This window comes from Streptomyces sp. NPDC003720 (assembly GCF_042875075.1).
GTDB lineage: Bacteria > Actinomycetota > Actinomycetes > Streptomycetales > Streptomycetaceae > Streptomyces.
The window spans coordinates 1-24086 of the sequence record NZ_JBIANZ010000013.1 but is presented as its reverse complement, the minus strand read 5'-3'; the positions used below and the strand labels follow the sequence as shown (position 1 = coordinate 24086).

General features: G+C 71.4%; 10 protein-coding genes and 1 pseudogene. 4 read left to right on the top strand and 7 right to left on the bottom strand.

All coding sequences use genetic code 11. The features are described from left to right. Window positions 1–63 precede the first annotated feature (63 nt). From ACFYU0_RS31070 to ACFYU0_RS31050, 5 genes are all read right to left on the bottom strand, one after another. Window positions 64–8220 (bottom strand): amino acid adenylation domain-containing protein, encoded by an 8157-nt coding sequence (locus ACFYU0_RS31070; protein WP_389305431.1) that lies wholly within the window; start codon window positions 8218–8220, stop codon window positions 64–66. A 14-nt stretch (window positions 8221–8234) separates the two neighbouring features. Continuing rightward, the gene (locus tag ACFYU0_RS31065) at window positions 8235–16631 is read right to left on the bottom strand and encodes an SDR family NAD(P)-dependent oxidoreductase (RefSeq protein ID WP_389305429.1); all 8397 of its coding nucleotides are present in this window, start codon (window positions 16629–16631) and stop codon (window positions 8235–8237) included. A 67-nt stretch (window positions 16632–16698) separates the two neighbouring features. Beyond that, complete coding sequence (locus tag ACFYU0_RS31060) at window positions 16699–17355, bottom strand: 4'-phosphopantetheinyl transferase superfamily protein (RefSeq protein ID WP_351668560.1); 657 nt, start codon at window positions 17353–17355, stop codon at window positions 16699–16701. Window positions 17356–17383: 28 nt separating this feature from the next. Continuing rightward, window positions 17384–18256, bottom strand: a complete 873-nt coding sequence (locus ACFYU0_RS31055; protein WP_351668562.1) for an aspartyl/asparaginyl beta-hydroxylase domain-containing protein — start codon at window positions 18254–18256, stop codon at window positions 17384–17386. 23 nt (window positions 18257–18279) lie between these two features. Further along, window positions 18280–18519, bottom strand: a complete 240-nt coding sequence (locus ACFYU0_RS31050; RefSeq protein WP_389305426.1) for an MbtH family protein — start codon at window positions 18517–18519, stop codon at window positions 18280–18282. 1374 nt (window positions 18520–19893) lie between these two features. Between ACFYU0_RS31050 and ACFYU0_RS31045 the strand changes: the two genes are divergently transcribed. The 3 genes from ACFYU0_RS31045 to ACFYU0_RS31035 all read left to right on the top strand — a co-directional run bounded on the left by ACFYU0_RS31045 (window position 19894) and on the right by ACFYU0_RS31035 (window position 23110). Then, complete coding sequence (locus ACFYU0_RS31045; protein ID WP_351668566.1) at window positions 19894–20235, top strand: hypothetical protein; 342 nt, start codon at window positions 19894–19896, stop codon at window positions 20233–20235. Window positions 20236–20283: 48 nt separating this feature from the next. Continuing rightward, on the top strand, window positions 20284–21336 hold the full coding sequence (locus ACFYU0_RS31040) for a M12 family metallopeptidase (protein WP_389305424.1): 1053 nt from the start codon (window positions 20284–20286) through the stop codon (window positions 21334–21336). A 418-nt stretch (window positions 21337–21754) separates the two neighbouring features. After that, window positions 21755–23110 carry an FG-GAP and VCBS repeat-containing protein gene (locus tag ACFYU0_RS31035; protein ID WP_389305422.1) on the top strand — a complete coding sequence of 452 codons (1356 nt, stop codon included), beginning with the start codon at window positions 21755–21757 and terminating at the stop codon, window positions 23108–23110. A gap of 238 nt (window positions 23111–23348) precedes the next feature. Here the strand turns inward: ACFYU0_RS31035 and ACFYU0_RS31030 are convergent, their stop codons facing one another. Continuing rightward, window positions 23349–23519, bottom strand: a complete 171-nt coding sequence (locus ACFYU0_RS31030; protein ID WP_133932947.1) for a hydrophobic protein — start codon at window positions 23517–23519, stop codon at window positions 23349–23351. A gap of 137 nt (window positions 23520–23656) precedes the next feature. Between ACFYU0_RS31030 and ACFYU0_RS31025 the strand changes: the two genes are divergently transcribed. Beyond that, on the top strand, window positions 23657–23830 hold the full coding sequence (locus ACFYU0_RS31025; RefSeq protein ID WP_351668572.1) for a CsbD family protein: 174 nt from the start codon (window positions 23657–23659) through the stop codon (window positions 23828–23830). A 110-nt stretch (window positions 23831–23940) separates the two neighbouring features. Here ACFYU0_RS31025 and ACFYU0_RS31020 read toward each other — a convergent pair. Beyond that, window positions 23941–24086: pseudogene (locus ACFYU0_RS31020) on the bottom strand (DNA-directed RNA polymerase subunit alpha); the annotation flags it as partial.

Here is a 24086-nt window from a genome sequence, read left to right as displayed (position 1 = left end):
ACGGGCCTTCGGCCCTTGGTGCTGCGGCGGCGGATGACCGGGGTCAGCCCGGTCCGGGGCTTCTCACCGGGCCGTCCTGCGTCGCGCGGGACGGCGGCCGCCGGTGCGCGGCGCGCTCTTCGCGGTCGTCCCGGACGCCCTCGCCTCGGCGCGGGCCCGCAGGTCGGCGAGGGAGGCTCCGGGCTCCCCGGCGATCTCGGCGAGCAGCCGTTCGTAGGTACGGGCCAGGTGCTCGGCGGTGTCCCGGGCGAACAGGTCGGTGCTGTACTCCAGGTAGCCGCCGAGGGCGTCACCGGTCTCCTGGACGACGAGGCTGAGGTCGTACCGGGCGGGTCCGGCGTCGGTGCGCACCTGGGTGACCGTCAGCTCGTCCGCGGCGCCGGAGCCGGCCGCCGTGTCCCAGGTCGGCAGCAGGTTGAACGCCGTCCGGAACAGCGGGGAGCCGCCCGGGTCCGGCTCGGGTTCCAGGGTGCGCACGAGGTCGGTGAAGGGCAGGTCCTTGTGCCCGTGGGCCTCGGTGGTCACCTGCTTGGCCTCGGCCAGCAGCTCGAGGAAGGTCCGCCGCCCGGTCACGTCCAGGCGCATCGGCAGCATGTTGACGAAGTAGCCGACGACGTCCTGCAGTTCGGCCCAGGGCCGGTTGGCGACCGGGGAGCCGATGACCAGTTCGCCGTCGTCGGTGCGGCCGCCGAGCAGCACGGCGAAGGCGGCCAGCAGCGTCATGTACGGGGTGGCACCGGCGTCCTGGCCGAGCCGCCTCAGCCTGCCGGCCACCTGCCGGGAGACCGTCAGGTCCACCGAGGAACCCTGGTACGTCTTCACCGGGCACCGCTCGTAGTCGGTGCGCAGCGCGGGGCGGGCGGGCAGGCCGGCCAGCGCCCGCCGCCAGTGGTCGCGCTGCCGGTCGAGATCCGCCGGGTCCACGGCGGTTCGCTGGCGGCGCGCGAAGTCGGCGTAGTCGAGGGACAGATCGGGCAGGGTCGCGTCCTGTCCCGTGGCGATCGCCCGGTAGAGGGCGAGCTGCTCGGTCAGGACGATGTTGACCGACCATCCGTCGAAGACGCCCCAGGGCCGGGTGAGGACGGCGACGTGCCGGTCCTCGGACATGGTGAGCAGGTGCGAGCGGAGCGGGTACGGGTCCTCCGGCGCGAAGGGCCGGGCCCGTTCGGCGCGCAGCCACTCGGTGAGCCCGGTCTCGTCGCGGGGACCGGGGGCCACGGTCACGGTGAAACCGTGACCGTCGTTCACGCGCTGGGTGACCGTGCCGTCGGCGCCGCGGTGATAGCTGGTCCGCAGGATCGCGTGCCGTTCCACCAGCGCGTGCACGCTGCGCACGAACGCGTCCCGGTCGAGGGGCCCGTCCAGCCGGAAGGCCAGCTGGACGTTGTCGTGGGCGGCGGACAGGTGCGCGGGCCGGTTCAGGAACCACAGGTCGCGCTGCTGGAGGGAGAGGGGGGCGTCGCCGGTCTCCGGGGGGGTGACGGTGGCCGAGGCGGTGCCGGTGTCCGAGGCGGCGGTGCCGGCCGGCGCGGCCGGTGCCGGCGTCCCGGGTGCCTCGGCGCCGGCGCCCACCGTCCCGAGCCCCTCTGTCTCGGCGCTCCCCGTCTCGTCGTGGCCGTCGGCGACCGCACGCCGTTCCTCCGCCGTGCTCGGCGACCCCGGAGCCGCGTCGGGGCTCTCGGGCCCCTCCAGCAGCGCGTCCAGCGCCGCCGCTATGCCGGCCATGCCCGACGCGGTGAAGATGGTCTGCAGCGGGAGGTCGGCGCCCGTCTCCTTCTTGATGCGCAGGGAGAGACGGGTGGCGAGGAGGGAGTGGCCACCGAGGTCGAAGAAGCTGTCGTGCAAGCCCACTTGGCTGACGCCGAGGACCTCGCCGACGATGCGGCACAGGGTCCGCTCGGTGGCCGTGCGCGGCGCCACGTAAGCGTCGCGGGCCAGGTCGTGCTCGCTCGGGGCGGGCAGGGCCCCCCGGTCGACCTTGCCGTTGCGGTTGACCGGCAGCTCGTCCAGGACGACGAACGCGGTGGGCACCATGTAGTCGGGCAGCCGGGCCGCCAGGTACTCCTTCAGTTCCCGGGCGGGCGACGCCTCCGGACCCGCCTCCTCGCGCCACTCCCGGGACGGGCTGAGGTAGGCGACCAGCACGCGGGCGGCGCCCGAGCCGTGCGGCAGGACCACGGCGCGGTGCACCGCGGGGTGGGTGTGCAGATGGTTCTCGATCTCGCCCGGCTCCACCCGGAAGCCGCGGATCTTGACCTGGTCGTCGACCCGGCCCAGGTGCTCGATCAGCCCGTCGGACCGCCACTTGACCAGGTCGCCGGTGCGGTACATGCGGGTGCCCGGCGTGAAGGGGTTGGCGACGAACCGCTCGGCGGTCAGCCCGGGACGGCCGAGGAAGCCGCGGGCCAGCTGGTCACCGGCGATGTAGAGCTCGCCGGGCACCCCCTGCGGCAGCAGCCGCAGCGCCGAGTCGAGGACGTAGGCCTGGGTGTTGCACACCGGCGCGCCGATCGGCACCCGGACGGCGCCCGGCTCGACGGTGTACGGCGTCTCCAGGCCGAGGGCGCCGCCGACCTCGGTGGGCCCGCACAGGTTGTACAGATCCGTGCCGGGCAGGGCACGCGCCACGCGCTCGGCCAGCTCGACGGGCAGCGGTTCACCGGTGGCCTCCAGACGGACCAGGCCGGTGCAGTCGGCGGCGGCCGGCTCGGAGAGGAACTCGGCGAGCATCGACGGCACGAAGTCGATGTCGGTGACGCGCCGGTCGCGGATGAGGTGAGCCAGGTACTCGGGGTCCTTCTGCCCGCCGGGCCGGGCGATGACGACGGTGCCGCCGACCTGGAGCGGCCAGAACAGCTCCTTGACGGAGACGTCGAAGCCGATCGAGGTCTTGAACACCATCCGGTCGTCCTCGCGCATGCGGTAGGCGCGCTGGTCCCAGTGCAGCCAGTTCATGCTCGCCCGGTGGGTGATCATCACGCCCTTGGGGCGGCCGGTCGTGCCGGAGGTGTAGAGCACGTACGCCGGGTTGTCGGCGTGCACGGGCACGTCCGGGTCGGTGTCGGGCAGGCCCGCGGTGTCCGGCAGCTCCTCCAGCAGCAGCAGCGGGCGTCCGTCGTTGAGTATCTGCTCGCGGCGTTCGAGCGGCAGGTCCGGGTCCAGGGGCAGGTAGGCGGCGCCGGACTTGAGGATGCCGTAGATCGCGACGAACAGGTCGAAGGAGCGCTGCATGCTGACGGCGACCAGCTGCTCGGGTCCGGCGCCCCGCCCGGCCAGCCAGTGCGCGAGCCGGTTGGCGCGGGCGTCGAGCTCCGCGTACGACAGTTCGGCGTCCTCGAGGACCAGCGCGGTCAGGTCGGGGGTGCGGGCGACCTGGGCTGCGAAGGCGGCGGTGAGCGTCGGGGACGGCATCGGGGTGTCCGTGTCGTTCCACTCGGCCAGCAGGCGCCGGCGTTCGGCGGCGGGCAGGACGTCGATGTCGAGGGCCCGGGTGCCGGTGCCGTCGCCGTCGGCGAGGGCGGCGGTGACGCCCCGGAGGGCGGCCTCGACGTAGTCGGCGACGGAGTCCGCCGAGACCGAGTCGTCGGTCTGGAGGTCGAGGGAGAATTCGCTGCCGAAGTCGTCGAGGGAGACCGACAGCGGGTAGTTGATGCCGTCGGCGGCGGCGAGGAACCGCACGCCCCGGTCCTCGATGCGGACGGCGGCGGCCTCGCCGTGCCCGGGCTCGAAGTGCCGGAAGTTGCCGACCGCGCTGAACAGCGGTGCGTCGCCGTCGGTGCCGGCGCAGCGCTGGGCCAGGCCGAGCGGGGTGTGCTCGCGGGCGACCAGCTCCCTGAGGCCGGTGTCGACGTCGTCGATCAGCTCGCGCACGGTGCGTCCGGCGAGCCGGACCCTGAGCGGCAGCGTGTTGATGAAGTTGCCGAGCATCCGCTCGACGCCTTCGACGCCCTGGAGGCGCCCGGACATCACGGTGCCGAAGACGACGTCCTCGCGGCCGCTGCACGCGGCGACGACGCGGGCCCACGCGGCATGGAAGAGACACGCCGGGCTGAGCCGCAGCCGCTTGGCGTGGGCGCGCAGCTCGCGGGTCAGGTCGTCGGGCAGCGAGCGGCGCAGCCGGGTGACCCCGCCGGTGTCGCCGTGCGTGTCGGACAGGCCGAACGGGAAGGTCGGTTCGGTGACGTCGCCGAGGACCCGGCGGAAGTAGTCCTCCGCGTCGCCGGCGGTCTGCTGGTGCAGGGCGTGGGCGACGAACTCGCGGTACGGCGCCGGTGACGGCAGCAGGTCGGCGCGGTCGGCCATGTGCAGGGCCAGCTCCTGAAGCGTCAGCCGCAGCGAAGTGGCGTCCTCGATGAGGTGATGGGCGGTCAGGAGCAGGTAGCGGCGCTCGGAGTGCGGGTCCTCGGCGACGAGCAGGCGCAGCAGCGGCGCGTGCTCCAGGCTCATCCGCTCGGGACGCGCCAGCAGCTCCCTCGCCTGTTCCTCGGCGTCGCGGTCTGCGGCGAGCCGGATCCGCCGCACGGGCAGTGTCGCGGTGCGGTGCACCACCTGGACCGGTTCGGGCAGGCCGGCGGTGAGGACGGCGGTACGCATCACGTCGTGGCGGTCGACGATGCGCTGGAGCGCGTCGGTGAACCGGGCGCACGCCTGCTCGTCCTCGGCCCGGTAGAGGGTGGCGACGAGGTACGGGTCGTGGTCCGGGTCCATCAGATGGTGGAAGAGGATGCCCTCCTGCGTGGACAGCAGCGGGTACACGTCCTGCACGCCGGCCGCGCCGCCGGGCACGGCGGCCACGACGGTGTCGATCTGCTCCTGCGTGAGGTCGATCAGCGGAAGCAGGTCGGGCGTGAGGCGCTCGCAGCCGACCGGGATCGGGTTGGCCGGGACGGTGTGCGCGGGCGCGGCGCCGGTCCGGTCGATGCGCGCGGCGAGCTCGGCCAGCGTGGGTGCGGTGAAGACGTCCTGGACGGTGACGTGCAGGCCGCTGTCCTTCAGCCGGGCCACCACCACCGTGATCATCAGTGAGTGGCCGCCGAGGGCGAAGAAGTTGTCGTCGGCGCTGATCCGGTCGGTGTCGAAGCCGAGCAGTCCGGCGAAGATCCCGGCCAGTGTGCGCTCGGTGCCGGTCGCGGGGGCGACGTGGGCGCGCCGGGTGAACGCCTCGATGCCGGGGGCGGGCAGGGCGCGTCGGTCGAGCTTGCCGTGCGCGGTCACGGGCAGGGCGTCGAGCGCGACGAAGGCACTCGGGACCATGTACTCGGGCAGGGTGCCCTCGAGGTGCCGGACCAGTTCGGTGCGGTGGCCGTCGAGGGCCTGTCCGGGTTCGAGGACGAGGTAGGCGACCAGACGCGGGCTGCCCGGCTGGTCCTCACGGACCAGGACCGCGGCGGAGCGGACGGCGGGGTGCTCGGTGAGCCGGTGCTCGATCTCGCCGGGCTCGATGCGGAAGCCGCGCAGTTTGACCTGGTCGTCGGCGCGTCCGAGGAACTCCAGGGCTCCGTCGTGCAGTCGGCGCACCAGGTCGCCGGTGCGGTACATGCGGGCGTCCGGGTCGTCGGCGAACGGGTTCGGCACGAACCGCTCGCGGGTCAGCTCGGGCTGGTGCAGATAGCCGCGGGCCAGTCCCACGCCCGCTATGTACAGCTCGCCGACACAGCCGACGCCCTGCGGTGCGAGGGCCTCGTCGAGCACGTGCAGCTGGATGTTCTGGATGGGCCGGCCGATGGGCACGACGCGGGGCGCCGGTCCGGCGGGGACGGTCCAGTGACTGACGTCGACGGCGGCCTCGGTCGGGCCGTAGAGGTTGTGCAGCGGCGCCGGGTGACGCTCGTGGTGGCGGGCGCACAGGTCCGGGGGCAGGGCCTCACCGCTGCAGAAGACCTGCCGCACGGTCGTGCACCGCGCCCAGCCGGGTTCCTCCACGATGCTGCGCAGCAGGGACGGCACGAAGTGCAGGGTGGTCACGCCGAAGTCCTGGACGGCGCGGATCAGGTAGGCGGGGTCGCGGTGGCCGCCGGGCGCGGCGACGGCGAGGCGGGCGCCGAAGAGCAGCGGCCAGAAGAACTCCCAGACGGACACGTCGAAGCTGTAGGGGGTCTTCTGCAGGACGACGTCGTCGCCGGTGAGCCGGTACTCGTTCTGCATCCACTCGATGCGGTTGACGGCGGCCCGGTGCTCGATCATCACGCCCTTGGGCCTGCCGGTGGAGCCGGAGGTGTGGATGACGTACGCCAGATTGCCCGCGCCCACGCCGAGTCCGGCGGCGGGAAGGTTGTCGTCCCGATCCCCGGAGACGTCCTTGCCGTCCTGGTCGCGCAGGGTGCCGTCGGGGTGCAGGGCGAGCAGGTGGGCGGCGCCGCGCAGCGGCTCGGTGTCCAGGTGCGGCTGGGTGAGGATCACGTCGGCGCCGGTGCGCTCGACGAGGTCGCTGCGGCGGGCCGCGGGGTAGGAGGGCTCGATCGGCATGTAGGCGCCGCCGGCCTTCAGGGCGCCCAGGATGCCGGCGACCATTTCGGCGGAGCGCTCGGCGTGCAGACCGACCAGCGTGTCCGGTCCGACGCCGTGCCGGCGCAGGCCGTGGGCGATGCGGTTGGCCCAGGCGTTGAGCTCGGCGTACGTCCAGGAGCGGTCGGCGGTGACCAGGGCGGTGTGCTCGGGATGCCGGGCCACTCGGTCCTCGAACAGCTCGTGCAGGCAGCGGTCGTCGGTGAAGGGCCGCTCGGTGTCGTTGAACCCCTCCACCACCCGGCGGCGCTCCTCGTCGCCGACCATGGGGAGCCGGGACACGGGCAGCGCCGGGTCGTCGGCGACGGCGGCGAGCAGCCGTGTGTAGTGGCCGATGAAGCGCCGGACGGTTTCGCGGTCGTACAGGTCGGTGTTGTACTCGATGGTGCCGACCAATCCGTCGGGGGTCTCCCGTACGTCGACGGTCAGGTCGAACTTGGTGAAGCTGAGATCGATGTCGACCGGGGAGACCGCCAGGTCGCCGAGGGTGACGTCCCGGCGGGTCTGCGCCTCCTGGAGGACGAACAGCGTCTGGAAGACGGGCGAGTGGGCGAGGCTGCGCTCGGCGCCGAGGGCGTCGACCACCACCTCGAAGGGCACGTCCTGGTGGTCGTACGCCTCCAGCGCGGTCTTCTTCACCCGGGCCAGCAGGTCGCCGAAGTCCGGGTCGCCCGCAAGGTCGGCGCGCATGACCAGGGTGTTGGCGAAGAAGCCGACCAGGTCCTCGAGTTCGCGCCGGCCGCGGTTGGCGACGACCGTGCCGACGGCGATGTCCGTCTGGCGGGTGTAGCGGCCGAGGACGGCCATGTAGGCCGCGAGCAGGGTCATGTAGAGCGTGGCCTCGTGGAACTTGGCCACCTCGCGCAGGGATCCCAGCAGGTCGGCCGGGCAGGTGAAGCTCTCACGGGCTCCCGCGTAGGTCTTCACGCGCGGGCGTTCCCGGTCGGTCGGCAGCGTCAGCCGCGGGTCGATCCCTGTCAGCTGCCGCTTCCAGTAGTCCGTCTGACGGTCGTGCAGGTCGCCGGCGAGCCGCTCGCGCTGCCAGTGCGCGTAATCCGCGTACTGCACGGGCAGCGGCTCCAGCGGGTCGGGGCGGCCCGCGGCGAACGCCTCGTACAGGGCGACGAGGTCGCGGAAGAAGACGCCGACCGACCAGCCGTCGGACACGCTGTGGTGGGTGGTGACGAGCAGGTGGTGCTCCGTCTCCGACCGGCGCAGCAGCCGTACCCGGATCAGCGGCCCGCGTTCCAGGTCGAACGGGGTGGCGGCTTCCTCGCGGCAGATCCCGGCGAGCCCGGCCGGGTCGGTCAGCTCCTCCTCGGCGACCGTGAAGTCGCCGCCGTCGCCGATGACCTGGTGCGGTACGCCGTCGCGGTCGGTGAACCGGGTGCGCAGCACCTCGTGCCGCTGGACGACCGCCTCAAGCGCGCGCAGCAGCGCGGGCCGGTCGAGGCGGCCGCTCAGCCGCATCGCCATCGGGATGTTGTAGGCGGCGCTGGTGCCGTCCAGTTGGGCGAGGAACCAGAGCCGCTGCTGGGCGAAGGACAGCGGCACGGGTGTGCCGGCGGTCCGGGGCCGCCGGGGAACGGTCTCGAGCGCGGAGAGGTCGACGCCCTGCTTGCGCAGCAGCGCGATCAGGGCGCGCTGCCGCCTCCCCGGCAGGGACCGGATCCTGCGGATGAGGTCAAGGCCGGTGTCCTCACTGGTGGTTGCCATCGTCGTCCCCTGCCTCAGCTCTCGATGTCCAGCGCGTCCAGCTCCTCGTCGCTCATGTGCTCGACGAGGGCGATGCTTTCGAGGATCAGTTCCAGCTCGCGGGTGCTCGCGTCCCCGGCCACCGGGAGGCGGGCGCCCAGTTCCCGGGCCATGTCGGAAAGGCGCGGTGCGTTGAAGACCGCTTCGGTCGGCAGCTCGACGCCCGCCCGCTCCTTGAGCAGGTTGATCAGCCGGGTGGCCAGCAGCGAGTTGCCGCCGAGCGAGAAGAAGTCGGTCCGTGCGGTCAGCGTGGCCGCGTCGACCTGGAGGACGTCGGCCCAGGCCTGCGCCATGGTCTGTTCGGCGTCGGTGACGGCGCCGGCGGCCGGCAGGGGGTCTGGTGCCGTCGTCGTCGGTGCGGCCGCCTGCGAGGCGTGTCCGACCCAGTAGCTGCCCGCCTCGAACGCGGTGGCCGGCAGGGGCACCATCCGGCGCCGCCCGGTGTGCAGCGCGCTCCAGGGCACCCGGGCCCCGCACACCCACAGGGCGGCCAGTTCCTCCAGGGCCCGGTCCTCGGCGAGCCCGGTGAGGAATGCCTCGCCGCGGGCGCCGGCCAGGACGGACGTCCAGGGTCCGGGGTCGTCGTCGGCGTTGCCCCGGTGTACGGGTACGGCCGTGGGGGTGCCCGCGAGGTGATCGGCGAGCGCCCGCGTCAGTGCGGCGCGGTCGGCGGCGACCACGGCGAGCCGCTCGGGCAGTGGCTCGCGGCCGAGCTGCGTGGTGTACGCGATGTCGGCGAGGCTCACGGTGCCGTCCTCGTCGGGCAGGGCCGCCAGGTGGTCGTGCAACCGCCGTACCGCAGCGGCCAGGCGTTCCTCGGTCCGGGCGGAGACCACGACGATCTGCGGCGCGGTGTCCGGGGTGGCGGCCGGGGCCTCCGCGGCGGCCGGCGGTGCTTCGACGACCATGCTGACGTGGCTGCCGCCCGCGGCGACGCAGTTGATGAGGGCGCGGCGGGGCTGGGACGGGCCGCCGATGTCCGTGCCGCCGCGCGGCTCCCAGTCGGTCAGCCGGTCGCACAGTTCGAGCGGCGAACCGTCCAGGTCCAGGCGGGGGTTGGCGGCGCCGGCGGCGACGAGCGGTGCGATCCGGCCGTGCTGGAGCTGGAGCACGACCTTGGTGAGCTGGGCGATGCCGGAGGCCGCCTCGGGGTGGCCGAGGTTGGACTTGACGGCGCCGACCGGCACCGGGCGGGAGATCCCGGCGAACACCTCGCGCAGGGCGCGCAGTTCGATCTCGTCGGAGAACGCGGTGCCGTTGGCGGCGGACTCGACGTAGCCGATGGAGTCCGGTTCGGCACCGGCCCGCTCCAGTGCCCGGCGCATGGCGGCGACCTGGGTGCGGTGGCTGGGCGTCATGAAGCCGTTGGAGCGGCCTCCGTGCAGGGAGGACGTGCTCTTGATGACCGCGAGGACGGTGTCGCCGTCGCGCAGCGCCGCGTCCAGCGGTTTCAGCAGTACGGCGCCGACCGCCTCGGCGGGCAGGTAGCCGTCGCCGTCGCGGAAGCTGCGGCTGCCCGGGTGGGTGCCGAGCAGCCGCATCTCGGAGAGCGCGACGTACTTGTCCTCGTGCACGGTCAGGTTGACACCGCCCGCGACGGCCAGCTCGCACTCGCCGCGCAGCAGGTCGGCGCAGGCGAGGTGGACGGCCATCGCCGAGGAGGTGCACATGCTGTCCACGGCGAGGCTCGGACCCTCGAGGCCGAAGAAGTGCGAGACGCGGTTGGCGATGAGGTTGTACGAGGCGGAGGAGGTGAGCGCCGCGAGCACCGGTTCGGACGCGTCGGCCCGGTACATCTGGTAGGCGGCGCCCACGTACACGCCCACGCGCCGGCCGTAGCGGCGCTCGATCACCTCCTGGGTGACGCCGCCCTGTTCCAGCAGGTGCCACACCGTCTCCAGGAACAGCCGCTGCTGGGGGTCCATGGCGGCGGCCTCGCGGGGCGAGATGCCGAAGTGCAGCGGGTCGAACCGGTCGATGCCGTCGAGGAAGGCGCCGTACTGGCCGCCGTCGGTCTTCCAGCGGTCGGCGGGGACCTCGGTGACGCAGTCCCGGCCCTCGCGCAGCGCGGTCCAGAAGGCGTCCAGGTCATCGGCGTGCGGGTAGCGTCCGCCGATGCCGACGACCGCGATGTCCTGGCCCGCCGCGGGCGGGACCGGGGTGCGGGCGGTGGCGTCGGCGGTGTTCGGCCGGGCCGTCTCGGCTGCGGTGTTCTGCGGCCGGGGGGCCTCGTGCGCCGGCTCGCCGACGAGTTCGCGCAGCGCCTGCGCGTGCTCCTCCGCGAGGAACCGCGCCAGCCCGCGCACCGTCCGCACCTCGAACAGCAGGGTGCGCGACAGGGGCCCGAAGGCGTCCTCCAGCGGCTGGACCATGGTCACGGCGAGCACGGAGTCCATGCCGTACCGCTCGAGCGGGGTGTCCGGGTCCAGGCGCTCGGGCCCGAGTTTGAGGGCGGAGGCCAGCACGCGCCTGAGGTGCGCCACGGCGCGATCCTCCACCGACCGTGCGGATCCACCGCCGGCCGCCGTCACGGGAGCGGGGGCCTGCGGTGCCGTGGCCGTGATGATCTGCGCGGGCGCGTTCTGCGTTGCGACGAACTGCGGTGCCGTCTCCCCGGCGCGCTCCGTCAGCCGGCTCAGCAGCGCCTCGCGGCTGCCCGCGACCACCAGCAGCCTGCCGTCCGTGACGCCGCCCTCCGCGCCGGCCAGGGCCTGGTGCAGGACGGCGAGGCCGCGCTGCGTGTCGAGCGGGGCGAGGCCCAGGGCGCGCAACTGCTCGCGGACGGGGCCCTCGGCGCCCATGCCGCCCTCGTCCCACAGCGGCCAGTTGACGGACACGGTACGGCCGCTGCGCCGCCCGGCGCTCACGAGCCGCTCGCGGTGCCCGACGTAGGCGTCCATGAAGGCGTTGGCGGCGGCGTAGTCGCACTGCCCGGGGTTGCCGAACGCGCCGGCGAGGGACGAGAAGCAGACGAACAGCTCCAGCGGCTGTTCCTGGGTCAGTTCGTCCAGGTGGACGAGTCCCGTGACCTTGGGGGCGAGGACCCGGTCGAGTTCCCCGGGGCTCTTGCGGACGACGAAGTTGTCCTCGATCACCCCGGCGGCGTGCAGGACGCCGGTCAGCGGGCCGTGGTCCGCGGTCACCCGGGCCAGCAGGGCGCCGAGCGCGTCCCGGTCGGCGACGTCGACGCTCTCGTACTCGACGGTCAGGCCGGTGGTGCGCAGCTCCCTCAGCACCGCGCGCCGCTCGTCGGTCAGCGGCGAGCGCCCGGTGAGGATCACCGTGGCCTGCGCGACCGAGGCGGCGATGTCCCGCGCGACGTGCAGCCCGAGCCCGCCCAGGCCGCCGGTGACGAGGTAGACGCCGTCCTCCCGCCAGGGCGCCGCGGCGGGCCGGGCGCCGGTGACCTCGGTGAGGCGGCGGACCTGGCGGCGGCCGTCGTGGTGGCGTACCTCCGGTTCCGGGTCGGCGGTGGCCTCGGCCGCGAGGCGGGCGGCGAGGGTGGCGGGCGACGCGCCGTCCAGGCACTCCAGGTACTGGGTGTGCAGCTTCGGGTTCTCCAGGTGGGCCGTGCGCAGCAGCGCGCCCAGACCACTGAAGCAGGCCAGTCGGTCGCTGTCGCCGACGGCCGCGACCTGGAGCAGCGTGGGCCGGCGCACGCCCTGCTCCAGCAGTCGCCGGGCCAGCGTGAAGACCTGCCGCACGGCGTCGGTGTACTGCCGGTCCAGCGGTGCGTCCGCCGGTTCGAGGAAGGTGCACCCGACCCCGGCGGGCAGCGCGGCCCGCAGGGTGTCGCGCGCGTCGGCGGCGAGGCCGAGCACCACGACGTGCCGTTCCGTGAAGGCGCCCGTCGCCCCGTTCGCGGCCTGCCGCTCGGCCCACTCGGGCCGCAGCAGCACCACGTCGGAGGCGGCCGGGGAGCCGGCGGCCGGCGCGGGCCGGTGCGGCGCGCCCGCGGTGTCGAGGTCGAACCAGCAGCGTTCGCGGGCGAACGGGTAACCGGGTAGGCCGATGCGCCGCACCGTGCCGCCGGCCGGCCAGGCGTCCTCCCAGCGCACGTCGGCGCCGCCGGCCCAGCGCGCGAGCAGGTCCTCGTACGCGCCCTGCCGCGTCCAGGCGTCCAGGGCGGTGCGCACCGCCGGGACGTCGGCGGGCCGGTCCGGGCGGACGGTGCCCCGGTACCAGGGGCCCGTCGCGCCCGGCTCGGCGGCGAAGGCGGCGAGCCGGGCGCGGGCTTCGGCCAGGCTGGTCGCGGCGAAGGCGAAGCGCTCCTCCAGCGCCAGGCGCCCGGTCTGGAGGGTCCAGGCGATCGCGGGCAGGTCCGCGTCGGCCGCCTCGCCGAGCCGGGCGTGCAGACGACGGGCCTGTTCGGCGAGTTGGCCCTCGCTCTTGGCGGAGAGCACCAGCAGCGCGGGGCGGCCATCGGCCGGGGCCTCGGCCGGGCGGGCCGGCGGCCGGTACTCGGCGATGACGACGTGGGCGTTGGAGCCGCCGCCGCCGAAGCTGGACACCCCGGCGATCCGGGGCAGGCTGCGGCCCTCCAGCACGGGGCGTCGCCACGGCTCCAGAGTCCGCTGGACGCGCAGCGGCGTGCGGTCGAAGTCGATGTGCGGGTTGAGCGCCGTGGAGTGGAGGCTGGGCACCAGTTCGCCGTGACGCATCTGGAGCAGCACCTTGGTGACGGCGGCGATGCCGGCGGCGGACTCCAGGTGCCCGATGTTGGACTTCACGGAGCCGATGGCGAGCCGTTCGGGCGCCCCGCCCGTGCGGCTGAACGCCCGCTCAAGGCCGCTGACTTCGATCGGGTCGCCCAGGGCGGTGCCGGTGCCGTGGGCCTCCAGGTAGCTCAGGGCGCGCGGGTCGACGCCGGATGCGGCGAGCGCGTCGGCGATGACCTCGCCCTGGGCGACGGGGGTCGGCACCGAGTAGCCGGAGGTGCGTCCCCCGTGGTTCACCGCGGTGCCCTTGATCACCCCGAGGATCCGGTCGCCGTCGGCGACGGCCCGCTCCAGCGGCTTGAGGAGCACGGCGCCGACGCCCTCGCCGGGCACGTAGCCGTCGCCGCCCTCGCCGAAACTGCGGCACCGGCCGTCGCTGGACAGGAACTTGCGCTGCCCCAGCACCAGGTGCTTGTTCGGGTGCGGGGTGAGGTTGACGCCGCCCGCGAGCGCGGTGTCGCACTGACCGCTGCGGATGGCCTCGCAGGCCAGGTGGATGGCGGTCAGGGAGGAGGAGCACATGGTGTCCACGGCCATGCTCGGCCCGTGGAAGTCGTAGAAGTACGACACCCGGTTGGCGACCGTGGAGGCGCTGCCCCACAGGGCCGCGGGCTCGCCGCGCTCCTGCGCCTGGGCGCCGAGAAGCTGGTACTCCTGGTACATCACGCCGACGAAGACGCCGACCTTCGCGCCGCGCGAGAGCCGGTCGGGCGTGTATCCGGCGTCCTCCAGGGTGTGGTGGGCGCACTGCAGGAACAGCCGCTCCTGCGGGTCGAGGTGGTCGGCCTCCAGCAGCGATATCTGGAAGAACAGCGGGTCGAACCGGTCGATGTCGTCCAGGAAGCCGCCCCAGCCGCCGGCACCGGCCTCGGCGTACCGACCCTGGTTCCAGCGGTCGGCGGGGACCTCCCGTACGCAGTCGCGGCCCGCGCGCAGGTTCTGCCAGAACTCGTCCAGGTCGGCGGCCTCGGGGTAGCGGCCGCCCACGCCGATGATCGCGGTGTCACCGGGGCGCACGGCTTCGGGCTCGGGACGTACGGCCTCGGGCTCGGCCGGCGTCTCGACGGCGGGCAGCGGACGGCTGGAGAGCCCGGTCAGCTCCGCACACACGCGGCCCTGTTCGTCCATGACGGTGACGTCCAGCCGGGCGGAGGCCCGGTCGGTGCCGCTGCCGGGCTGGTGGCGGATCCAGGCGTACGCCCGGGAGGGCGAGTCGGCCAGGGCCTCGGCGCGGGTGAGCGCGAACGGCAGGGCGAGCGTCGCCGAACCGCCGTCGCCCAGCCACAGGCCGATGGTGGCCTGGAGGGCGCCGTCGAGGATGCTCGGGTGCATGAGGCCGCCGTGCAGCGGTTCGGCCGCCTCCGGCAGGCGCAGCTCGGCGAGAACCTGGCGGCGGCCCTCCGCGTCCCTGCCGGTGCGCAGCTCCGTCAGGGACCGCTGGGAGGGGCCGTATTGCAGGCCGAGGCCGCCGTACAGGCCGTAGACGTGCTCGCCGGTGTACGTCGCCTCGGTGCACGCGGCCCGCAGCGCGGCGAGGGGCAGGGTGCGCCGGGTGGTGTCCCCGGCGAGGCTAGCCCGGCCCTGGCCGCACAGAGTGGTGGCACCGTCGGGTCTTACGGCCAGGATCTCGTACGCGCAGCCCTCCCCGCCGGTGCGCACGCGCACGCGCAGCGTCAGTCCGTCCGGGCCGTGCACGGCGGCCCGCAGCCACACCACGTCGGTCAGCCGGACGGCGGCGGTGTCCTCCCTGCCCAGCGCCCGGGCGACCGCCGCGCGCGCCATCTCCAGATGCGCGACCCCGGGCAGCACCCGGCCGCCGCGGACCTGATGGTCCCGCAGATACGGTTCCGAGCCGTCGAAGAGCGTCTCGTACGTCGCCTCGTCCGCCCCGCCGCCGGGCAGGGTCCGCTGGAGCAGGGGGTGGGCTCGCGGGGCGGTGGTGTTCCGGAAGGGGGCCTGCGGGACGGCGGTGCCCGGCGCGGCGCCCCGGGCACCGGGTGTGTCCGACACGCCGTGAACGCCGACGAGGTGGGTCGCCAGGGCGTGCAGCGTGCGGTGCTCGCCGAAGACGCCCGGAGTCAGCGCCAGCCCGTACCGCTCGTTCACCCGCTCGACGAGCCGCGCGCGTCCGCCCAGGTCCAGCCCGAACTCGCCGAGCTCCGCGTCGGGGTGCACATCGTCCTGGTGCACCCCGAGAAGGGCCGCCACGTCTCCGGCGAGGGCGGTGCGCACGACGGAAAGGGCCTCGGGGGTGCCGTGGGCGTGCGGGACGTGGGCCGTGTCGGCCGGAACCCCGGCGGCGGGAGCCGACACGGGGGCCGGCGGGACGGGGGTGGCTGGGGCGGCGGACGCGGGGGCGACCGGTGCGGGAGCAGCCGGTACGGCGGGCATGGGGGCGACCGGTGCGGGGGCGACCGGCGCGGCAGGCGTGGAGACGACCGGTGGGGCGGGCGCGGGGGCGACGGGTGCGGCGGGCGCTGCAGCGAGGGCACCCGCGGGCAGTTGTGGCTCCAGCCACGCCGCCAGTTCCTCGATCGTCCGGTGCTCGAACATCACCGTCGGCGACAACTCCACCGACAGGCGCTCGTCCAACTCCGCCACCAACGACAGAAGATCGGCCGATCCCAAGCCCAACTCGTAGTACCCCAGGCCCACGTCCACCGCGTCCACGGGCACACCCAGCCGAGCCCCCACCAGCTCCCGCAACACGGCCGAGACCGGCCGGGCATCCGCCACCGGGTCAGGCGCAGGCGCAGGCGTAGGAGTGGGTGTAGGAGCGACGGCTGCGGGCGGCGCGGCGGGAGCGTCGCCGCGGACGTCGAGCGCGTCGGCCGCGCGGATGCGCTTGGCGACGAACTCCCCCACCTCGGCGACCTTCTGGCCGGTGTGGTCGTAGAACTCCACGACCAGTCGTATGAGCTCGTCGTCGCGGCGCACGGAGTCGGCGGGCACCCGGACGTAACAGCGCCCACCGAGGGGTCCGGCCGCGCGGAAGCGGTCGAACATCAGCGGGAGATAGAGGCCGGGGCCGTCGTTGTCCCCGTGCAGCATGCCGAGGGCGACACCGCCGCCGAGGAGCCCGGCTTCGAAGAGGGCGGGGTGGAACAGGAACGCGCCGGTGGTGGCCTGGTGCTCGGGGGCGAGTTCCAGCTCGGCGATCCAGTCGCCGGGACGGTGGTGGACCGCACCGCCGAGCTTCATCAGACCCGAGTGGAACAGGTCGTACTCCCGGCACCAGGTGTAGATCTCGTCCATCGTGGTGCGCCGGGTCGCCCCCTGAACCGGCAGCGGGAGCCGCTCCGTGAAGGCGACGGGGCCGCGGTGGTGGGCGGTGACGACGGCGTGCAGCACGTCGGTGGTGTCCTGGGCGCGGCGGCTGCGCACCTCGACGCGCCATCCCCCGCCGGCCGCGGGGCGGCCCTCGACGGTGGTCAGGACGGCCTCACCCGGCCCGGCGACGAGCGGCGCGAGGATCGTGAGGTTGCGCAGCTCCACCTCGGGCATGGGGTGTCCGTGCCGGGCCAGCACCTGGAGCGCCAGGTCCACGTAGCCGACACCGGGCATGAGGCTGCGACCGTACACGACGTGCCCGCGCAACAGGGGGTTGTCGGCGGTGACGGTGAAGGTCTCGGTGAACGTGGGCGATTCGGTCATCGGTTTTCCGTCCCAGGAAAGGCGCGCGAGGGTGCCCGAATGCGCGTGGCGCATGACGGGGATTCGTTTACGGACAGGGGAGGGCGATGGCTGTCAGAATGAGCCCGTCGCGGTGCATCCAGCGCCCCGTGAGCCGGGGTACCGGATTCCCGGCCGCCCGGGGCGGGGGCACCAGGAACCGCGCGGAGAAGAACCCGCCGGACTCGATGTCGATCCGGGCCCCGTCGAACCCCAGCATTCGCTGGGCCAGCGGGAACCAGGCTTTGTAGACCGCCTCCTTGCAACTGAACAGCAATCGGTCCCACGGCACCGCGTCGCTCCGCGCGCCGAGCCCTTCCACGAGGTCCCGTTCGTCGGGCAGGGCCACCAGGTCGAGCACGTCCTGGGGAAGCGGGGCACTTTGCTCGGCGTCGATTCCCACGGAATGCAGCCGACTGGCCCGGGCCACCGCGGCCGCGCGGTATCCGGAGCAGTGCGTCATACTGCCGACCACTCCGGGCGGCCATTGCGGGGCCCTGCCCGTTCCGGGCGGCAGGGGAACCGGGGGAATTCCCAGTTCGCCGAGCGCTGTTCGAGCGCATCGGCGCACTGTCGAGAATTCCTGTCTGCGCCGCGGCACGGCGTCGGCGACGGCCGCTCTTTCCTCGGCGAAGAGATGAGTGTCCGCGTCGTCGTCGAAGGCCTCCGCGGACATCACGTCGACGGGAAGTATCTCCTCGATCACTGTTCCCCCGGGCCCGTTCTCCGGCCGCTTACCAGGTGGTCAGCGAGAAGCGCTCGCCGAGTTCCCGTGCGCCGATGGCGAAGTCTCTGATCTGCTCGGCCTTTTCCACCATCTTGTCGTCCCCGACGCCCTTCGAGACGGCCACGAGCCACTCGTAGGTCTCGCTCGGATGAACGTCGTAGATGTAGTGGACCTTGGACAGCAGAAACAGGATGTCCCGGAAGTTCTCACGTCCGATCACGCCGGACAGGGCGAGGATCCCGGCTTCCCGCTCCTTGGTGAACGGCGCGCGTTCGTGAACGGCGGGGCGGAGGTTCGGGGTGTAGACGGAGGCGTCCGCGAAGGCTTCCTTCTCGTCGAACGCGCCGTCGAAGGCCAGGTCGACACAGAGCGACTGCCTGCTGAACTCGGCGAAGTTGACCGCCGAATGGACGGCGGCCGCGTCGAGGAACCAGATCTCGCCGGCCCGCATGTGGATGACCGTGTCGTCGTCCGAGTGGAAGGCCAGCGGACTGTCCTCGAGCATGAGGTGGGTGCGGAAGTACTGCTCGAGATCGCGGTCCAGCTCCACGAAGTCCCGATGCGGGATGATGACGGCGTTCTTCAGGTTCCGGGTGCGGGCCATCTGGAGCCGGTCGGCGTTGTAGACCGTGGTGATGATCTCGCTGAGGTAGGGAACGTGCTCCACGTGGTCGGTGGGCCGCGCCGGTGAGCCGTTGAGGTCACGGTACAGCCTGTCGTCGATTCCGCCGCTCGCGTTGTACAGCGGAATGTTCTTCCAGAACCCGTTGCTGAACTCGTCGTACTCCTCCTCCACGGTGGGCACCGCGGCGAGGTGGGCAAGGTCCTTCGCTAAGCGTTCCTGGTCGAGTTCAATGCGGCCAAGTATGTGCGAGCGCACGCGTCGCCCTCCTGATTTCGAGTTCAACTTTCGACGGCGGAACAGGTACCTGTGGTGGACTTCATGGCCGAGCGAAGACTGCGTGGCCGCATGTCGGACCAGTTCTCCTCGATGAAGGCGAGACAGTCCTGGCGGTTCGCCTCGTTCAGTGCGATCCGCCATCCCGCGGGCACGCCCAATGAGGCCGGCCACAGGGAGTATTGCTCTTCGTCGTTGAGCAGCACGTGGTAGCTGCCATCGTTCTCTTCGAAAGGACTGGACACACAACACCTCACGTGGGCACGACTGAGCCAACGCTGCGCTCCCGGGCGCTTTCAGCATCATCACCGGAATCGCCGACGGCGAGAAACAGTGGTCACAGGGGCGACGGACAGCGAACAGCCGGACCGCGGAACGCCCCAGAGTGAACGGAGGGAAGGTGGCCTAGGCAACCAGGATGCGCACGATCCGGCCTACGGCACCTGAACAAGTCGTGAAAATTTCTTGGCCCCCTAACGCGCCGCGAAGCGACGCCTCCCCCGTTCGGCCTTCGTGCTCGAACCGGGAATGAGCCTAGGTTGACCTGATCGTGATCGTCAACCGCCACTTTTCAATCGCATGTTGGCCACTCTGGCCGAAATGTTGTCGGTGTCGGCAGCGGCGGGTCGGTGGGGTGCAGCCGTCCAGGTTCACCGCCGCCCGGCTCGGCCGGCACCGCGGGACCGCCGAGCGGAGTGAGCCGCCTCGGCGACATCCGCCGACTCCACCGCCGCTGCGAAGTGTGCGCAGGTATCGCAGCAACCCTCATCTGCTATCGCCCCTCATGATCGCAGTGGTCGTCACCATCGGGCTGGCGTTCGTCGGCTAAGTCGTCACCTACCTCAACGGGTTGCGGCTGTCGCAGCGTCAAGAATGTCTCGCTCGCGTGAACCGCCGTCTCAGCGACCTCTACGGGCTTCACCACCCTGAAGAAGGAACAGGCCTGTCTGCTGGGGCGACAGCAGATGAGCTGACCAATCGCAGCCATCGCCGCCACCTGATATGCCACCGCAGACTCACTGAAATGGCATCTAAGCCCGCGCCAGGACGCCTTCACTGCGGTCCACAAAGACTTCTGCTTGCAGGCATCTCGCCTGGTCCGTTCAGCCGTTAACCGGTAAACATCACTCCGGTAAAGGCGATTCCTGAGATGCACGACGGCCAAAACTGGCGCAGCATCGAATGCAGGGGCATCGGTTCGACCGGGATTCGCCGACTGTGGTCGGCAATCACCCGTCGAGCACTCCAAGATCATGAGTGAGACCGAGCACGGCCCTTCAACGGTCAATCGCTCTCCGCCCAGGCATGTCCTGGGAATCCCGCCATGAGTAGAAAGCGATGGGGCGATTCGGTATGTCCAACAATCAACCGACGGGTGTCCCAGCACCGCTCCAGAGTTTCGAGCCGGCTGTCGAACTGCTTCAGGAGGCACCTGAAGAGGACGTCAGGAGCGGGCTCGACTCGACGCTCCATGAGGCCGAGGTACAGGCGGCCGGTGACGCCAATGTCGCGGCGGCACAGCCACCTCCCGTCGTGTCGGCGGAAGAAGTGCCGCAGACCACTCTCGCGGAGCGGTGGCGCAAGCACATAGAGGCGTCTCAGCAGCGAGGAGCATGATCATGCCGTACTTCCGAAACAGTCATTCCTCGACGATCCAGGTGGTGGGAATGTACTGGGACCCGCAGAGATGCGGGCAGTACGGAAACTACCGGACCATGGGCTGGTGGCGCATCAAGCCCTACGAGCGAATCCTCCTCGCACCCAACAATCAGCAGTTCTTCTACTGGTACGCCGAGTCCGACGACGGCTACAAGTGGGAGGGCCGCTACGGGCCCGTCTACACCTATCTGTACCCGTTCGACTCCTGCCTTCAGATCGGCTCGACCGGAGCGTGGAAGACGGTGACGATGCGCCCGTACGACCAGTACGCCTATCCCGGCGGCGTGAACGTGGACATCTGAGCCCGCCACGAGCACGACGTCACGAGCACGAAAGTCAGGGGCATCACCATGACCGCTGAACAGGAGAAGGAAGCTCTGCGGTACTGCGCCCAGCCCCCGGAGCGAATCCCCACGCTGCCCTCGAGCCTCAGCCTTCCGCGGACCAGGGCGATACTGGCCAATCACTCGAAGTGGGTGAACGGCACCCAGCTGCGGTACAGCTTTCTCAACGGTGCCGACAACGGCGTGGCAAAAGCATGGTTGACCGAGGTCCACAACGGTTTCGAGGAGTGGGAGGGCCTTGGCATCGGACTGAAGTTCCGTCCCGAGGACAACCCTGCGGAATCGGAGATCCGGATCACCTTTGCCGATGACGGATCCTGGTCATACGTCGGTACGGACTGTCTCGGCATCGGCGTCGAACAGGCCACGATGAACTTCGGATGGGACCCTACCTCGCCCTACGGCAAGGCCACGGTCCGGCACGAGATAGGGCATGCCATCGGCTTCTGCCATGAGCACCAGAATCCGTTCGCCGGCATCGACTGGAACGCGGACAACGTCTACCGCTCCATGGCAGGCCCACCCAATTTCTGGCCCCATGAGACGACCTACAACAACATAATCCGCAAACTCTCCACGGACCAGGTGACCGGTTCGCACTGGGACGTGCAGTCCATCATGGAATACGGCTTCGGACCCGGTCTGATCAATCGGCCGGAGGAGTATCGGAACGGCATTCCTTCTCCGCTCAAAGTGTCTGAGCAGGACAAGGAGTACGTGCGATCATGGTATCCGCCGCTGGCCCCTCACATGGACGAGTTGAAGCCGTTCGAGTCGTCGGTCCTTACCCTCGCCTCAGGAGAACAGGCCGACTACGGGATCATCCCGGAGAAGAGCCAGAAGTACCAGTTCGGCACCTTCGGAGACGCCGACGTGAAGATGGTCCTCTTCGAGCAGGCCGATGACGAGAACCTGCGCTACGTCACCGGCGAGGACGACAGCGGCGAGGACCGCAATGGCCGCTTCGAGGTCAAACTCTTCAAGGGGCGCCGGTATGTCCTGCGCGTCCGGATGTACTCCACGTGGGGTTCTGCGAACGCGTCGGTCATGTATTGGTGACCGCAAGCAGGAGAGAGCGGGGCCCAGTGAGACTGGGCCCCGCTCTTTGCGGGCAGATCCGGTGGCGGAAGACGTTCCTGCGCCGACCGGCGGGCGCTTTCGGTGTGCTGGTCCGCGGGGAGGGCCGGGTGAGCAGTTCGTCGGTGACGTGGAAGTCGTCGGCGGCCAACTGTCCGACGGCGGCGTCGATATGGAGGCCACTCCAACAAGCACTTACGACGTTGCTCTGGGCGAACGTACAACCGTTCGGCCCCATGATCGGTCTCCTGTTCGCGGACCTCACGCCTCACCCTGGAGCAACTCTCGGCGAACGACGTGGCGCCCGCACCCACCAGTGGCCACGTATCTCCCCCGGGGCGCCCAGTTCGCCGCCGACTGAGCCCATCGCCTCCGCGACTCACAAGGAGCCCGAACACTTATGCTCGTCCGCACAAAGCCGACGCTCGCCACCTTCCTGGTAGCGGGCCTCATCCCCCTCACTCTGCCCGCCGCGTCAGCGAGCGCCGCGCCCGCGAAGTACGGCGACGACTTCAACGGCGACGGCTACCGGGACTACGCCTACTCGAGCTTCAGCGCCAGAGGGGGCGGCGGCGTCAGCGTGGTCTTCGGGACCGCCACCGGGCCCGGCCCCACGAAGCAGCGCATCACCCAGTCGAGCCCCGGCGTGCCCGGCTCCGACGAAGCCGACGACATGTTCGGCGAGGTCCGGGCCGCCGCGGACTTCGACGGCGACGGATACGGCGACCTCGCGGTGGCGGCGACCGGCGAGAACGGCTTCCAGGGCGCCGTGACGATTCTCTGGGGCTCTCCCTCCGGCCTGTCCACGGGCACGACCCTCCCGAACAAGAACCCGGGCCGCAACAACTACATGGGCAGGGACCTGGCGACCGGCGACTTCAACGGGGACGGCAAGCAGGACCTGGCCGTCATCAACGAGGCCATGACCTACGTCTACCGCGGCCCGCTCAAGCGCTCCGGCACCACCGGCGCCGTGACCAAGCTCGACAAGACGTCGTCCTTCTACGCCACCGCCCTGATCTCCGGCAAGGTCAACGGCGACAAGAAGACCGACCTCGCGATCATCGGTGACGTGGTCGGCCCCGAATCCGTCGCGTCCGATGTCTGGTTCATCAAGGGGGGCGCCACCTCGCTCACCCCGGGCAGCAGCCTCCGCCTGGAATCCGAGCCCGGCGACGGCGGCAGTGCCGAACGCGGCGGCGACGGTGTCATCGCCGACTTCGACAAGGACGGCTACGGTGACATCGCCGTCGGCACATCCCTCTACTCGAAGCACAAGGGCCGCGTCAGCGTCTGGTACGGCTCGTCCGCCGGCCCGTCCCGAAGCACCCGCATCACCCAGTCGACCAGTGGCGTCGCCGGAACCCCTGAGAACCGGGACGAGTTCGGCTCTTCTATTTCCGCGGGCGACGTCAACGGCGACGGTTACGCGGACCTCGCGGTCGGCGTGCGGGGCGAGGAGATAGACGGCCAGGAGTACGCGGGCGGCGTGCACGTCCTCAAGGGGCGGGCGGGCGGCCTGTCCGGCTCCGGTTCCCAGTGGTTCGCCCGCAACACCGCCGGTGTCCCTGGCCAGTTGACGGCCGACGAGCAGTTCGGTGGCGTGGTACGGCTGCGTGACACGGTCGGGGACGGAACGGCCGACCTGTACGTGAGCGGACTTGGCTCTCTGCGGCTGCCCGGCTCAGCCGGCGGCATCACCACGGCGGGCGCGACGGAATTCAAGGCGGCGCCCATCAACGGCTTTCTGGAATGACTTCCCTGGACGAGTAGGAGCCTGTATATCGGCCCCGCAGAGTTAGGAGGCGCAGGGTTCCGCTGCGACTTCTGCGGGGCCGATGCATGTCGCACATACCCCCCGATGCTCGCAACACGCCCCATCCCCGTCACTCGAGGGGATGGGGCCTACTGCACGACGTGGGGCCCGGCCGCACCGGCCGGGCCCCACGTCAACCTCCGCTGTCAACAGCGCCCCTCGCACCCGAGGGGCGCGGCTACCAGCGGTACCAGCGGCCCTTGCGGCCCGCGCCGTCCGCGGATCGGACGACGAAGCCGAGCACCCACACGATCAGAACGATCACTGCGATCCACCACAGTGCCTTCAGGGCGAAGCCCGCACCGAAGAGGATCAGGGCCAGCAGAAGAACGAGAAGCAGGGGAACCATTGTTATCAACCTCCTGGCCACCGAATGCCCTTCGTTGCGCCCATCATTCATGGACAACGCCTTGTTTGTTAAGGAGATGCCAGGGCAGCAGGTCTTCACCGCGACAGCGGCTACGACACTACGAGGAGGCGTATTCCATGAGTGCCGGCGAGAAGGCCAAGGCGAAGTCCGAGCAGGCTCAGGGCACGGCCGAGGAGGCTCTGGGAAGCGCCGTCGGGAACGACCGTATGGCCGCCGAGGGGCAGGCCAAGAAGAGCACGGGGGACGCCCGTGAAGCGAAGGAAAAGACCAAGGACGCCTTCAAGCACTGAGTCGCTATGACGCGTGGGTCAGGGGCTGTCCCAGGGTGAAACCTGGGACAGCCCCTGACCCACGATTGCGGAGCACCCTCCGGCGTGCCGACGCACAGGCCGCGCAGCGATCAGTACTGCTCGGTCTCCATGAAGCCCGTACTCCCGCCATCGTCCGCACTGAAGGCGTCCGCGGCGGCGGTCGGGTCGAATCCGGGCGGGCTGTCCTTCAGGGCCAGGCCCATGCCGGCCAGCTTCGCCTTGACCTCGTCGATGG

Coding starts and splice junctions, on each gene's coding strand:
- ACFYU0_RS31070 (WP_389305431.1), bottom strand. CDS start 8,220: ATGGCAACCACCAGTGAGGACACCGGCCTTGACCTCATCCGCAGGATC.
- ACFYU0_RS31065 (WP_389305429.1), bottom strand. CDS start 16,631: ATGACCGAATCGCCCACGTTCACCGAGACCTTCACCGTCACCGCCGAC.
- ACFYU0_RS31045 (WP_351668566.1), top strand. CDS start 19,894: ATGCCGTACTTCCGAAACAGTCATTCCTCGACGATCCAGGTGGTGGGA.
- ACFYU0_RS31040 (WP_389305424.1), top strand. CDS start 20,284: ATGACCGCTGAACAGGAGAAGGAAGCTCTGCGGTACTGCGCCCAGCCC.
- ACFYU0_RS31035 (WP_389305422.1), top strand. CDS start 21,755: ATGCTCGTCCGCACAAAGCCGACGCTCGCCACCTTCCTGGTAGCGGGC.
- ACFYU0_RS31030 (WP_133932947.1), bottom strand. CDS start 23,519: ATGGTTCCCCTGCTTCTCGTTCTTCTGCTGGCCCTGATCCTCTTCGGT.
- ACFYU0_RS31025 (WP_351668572.1), top strand. CDS start 23,657: ATGAGTGCCGGCGAGAAGGCCAAGGCGAAGTCCGAGCAGGCTCAGGGC.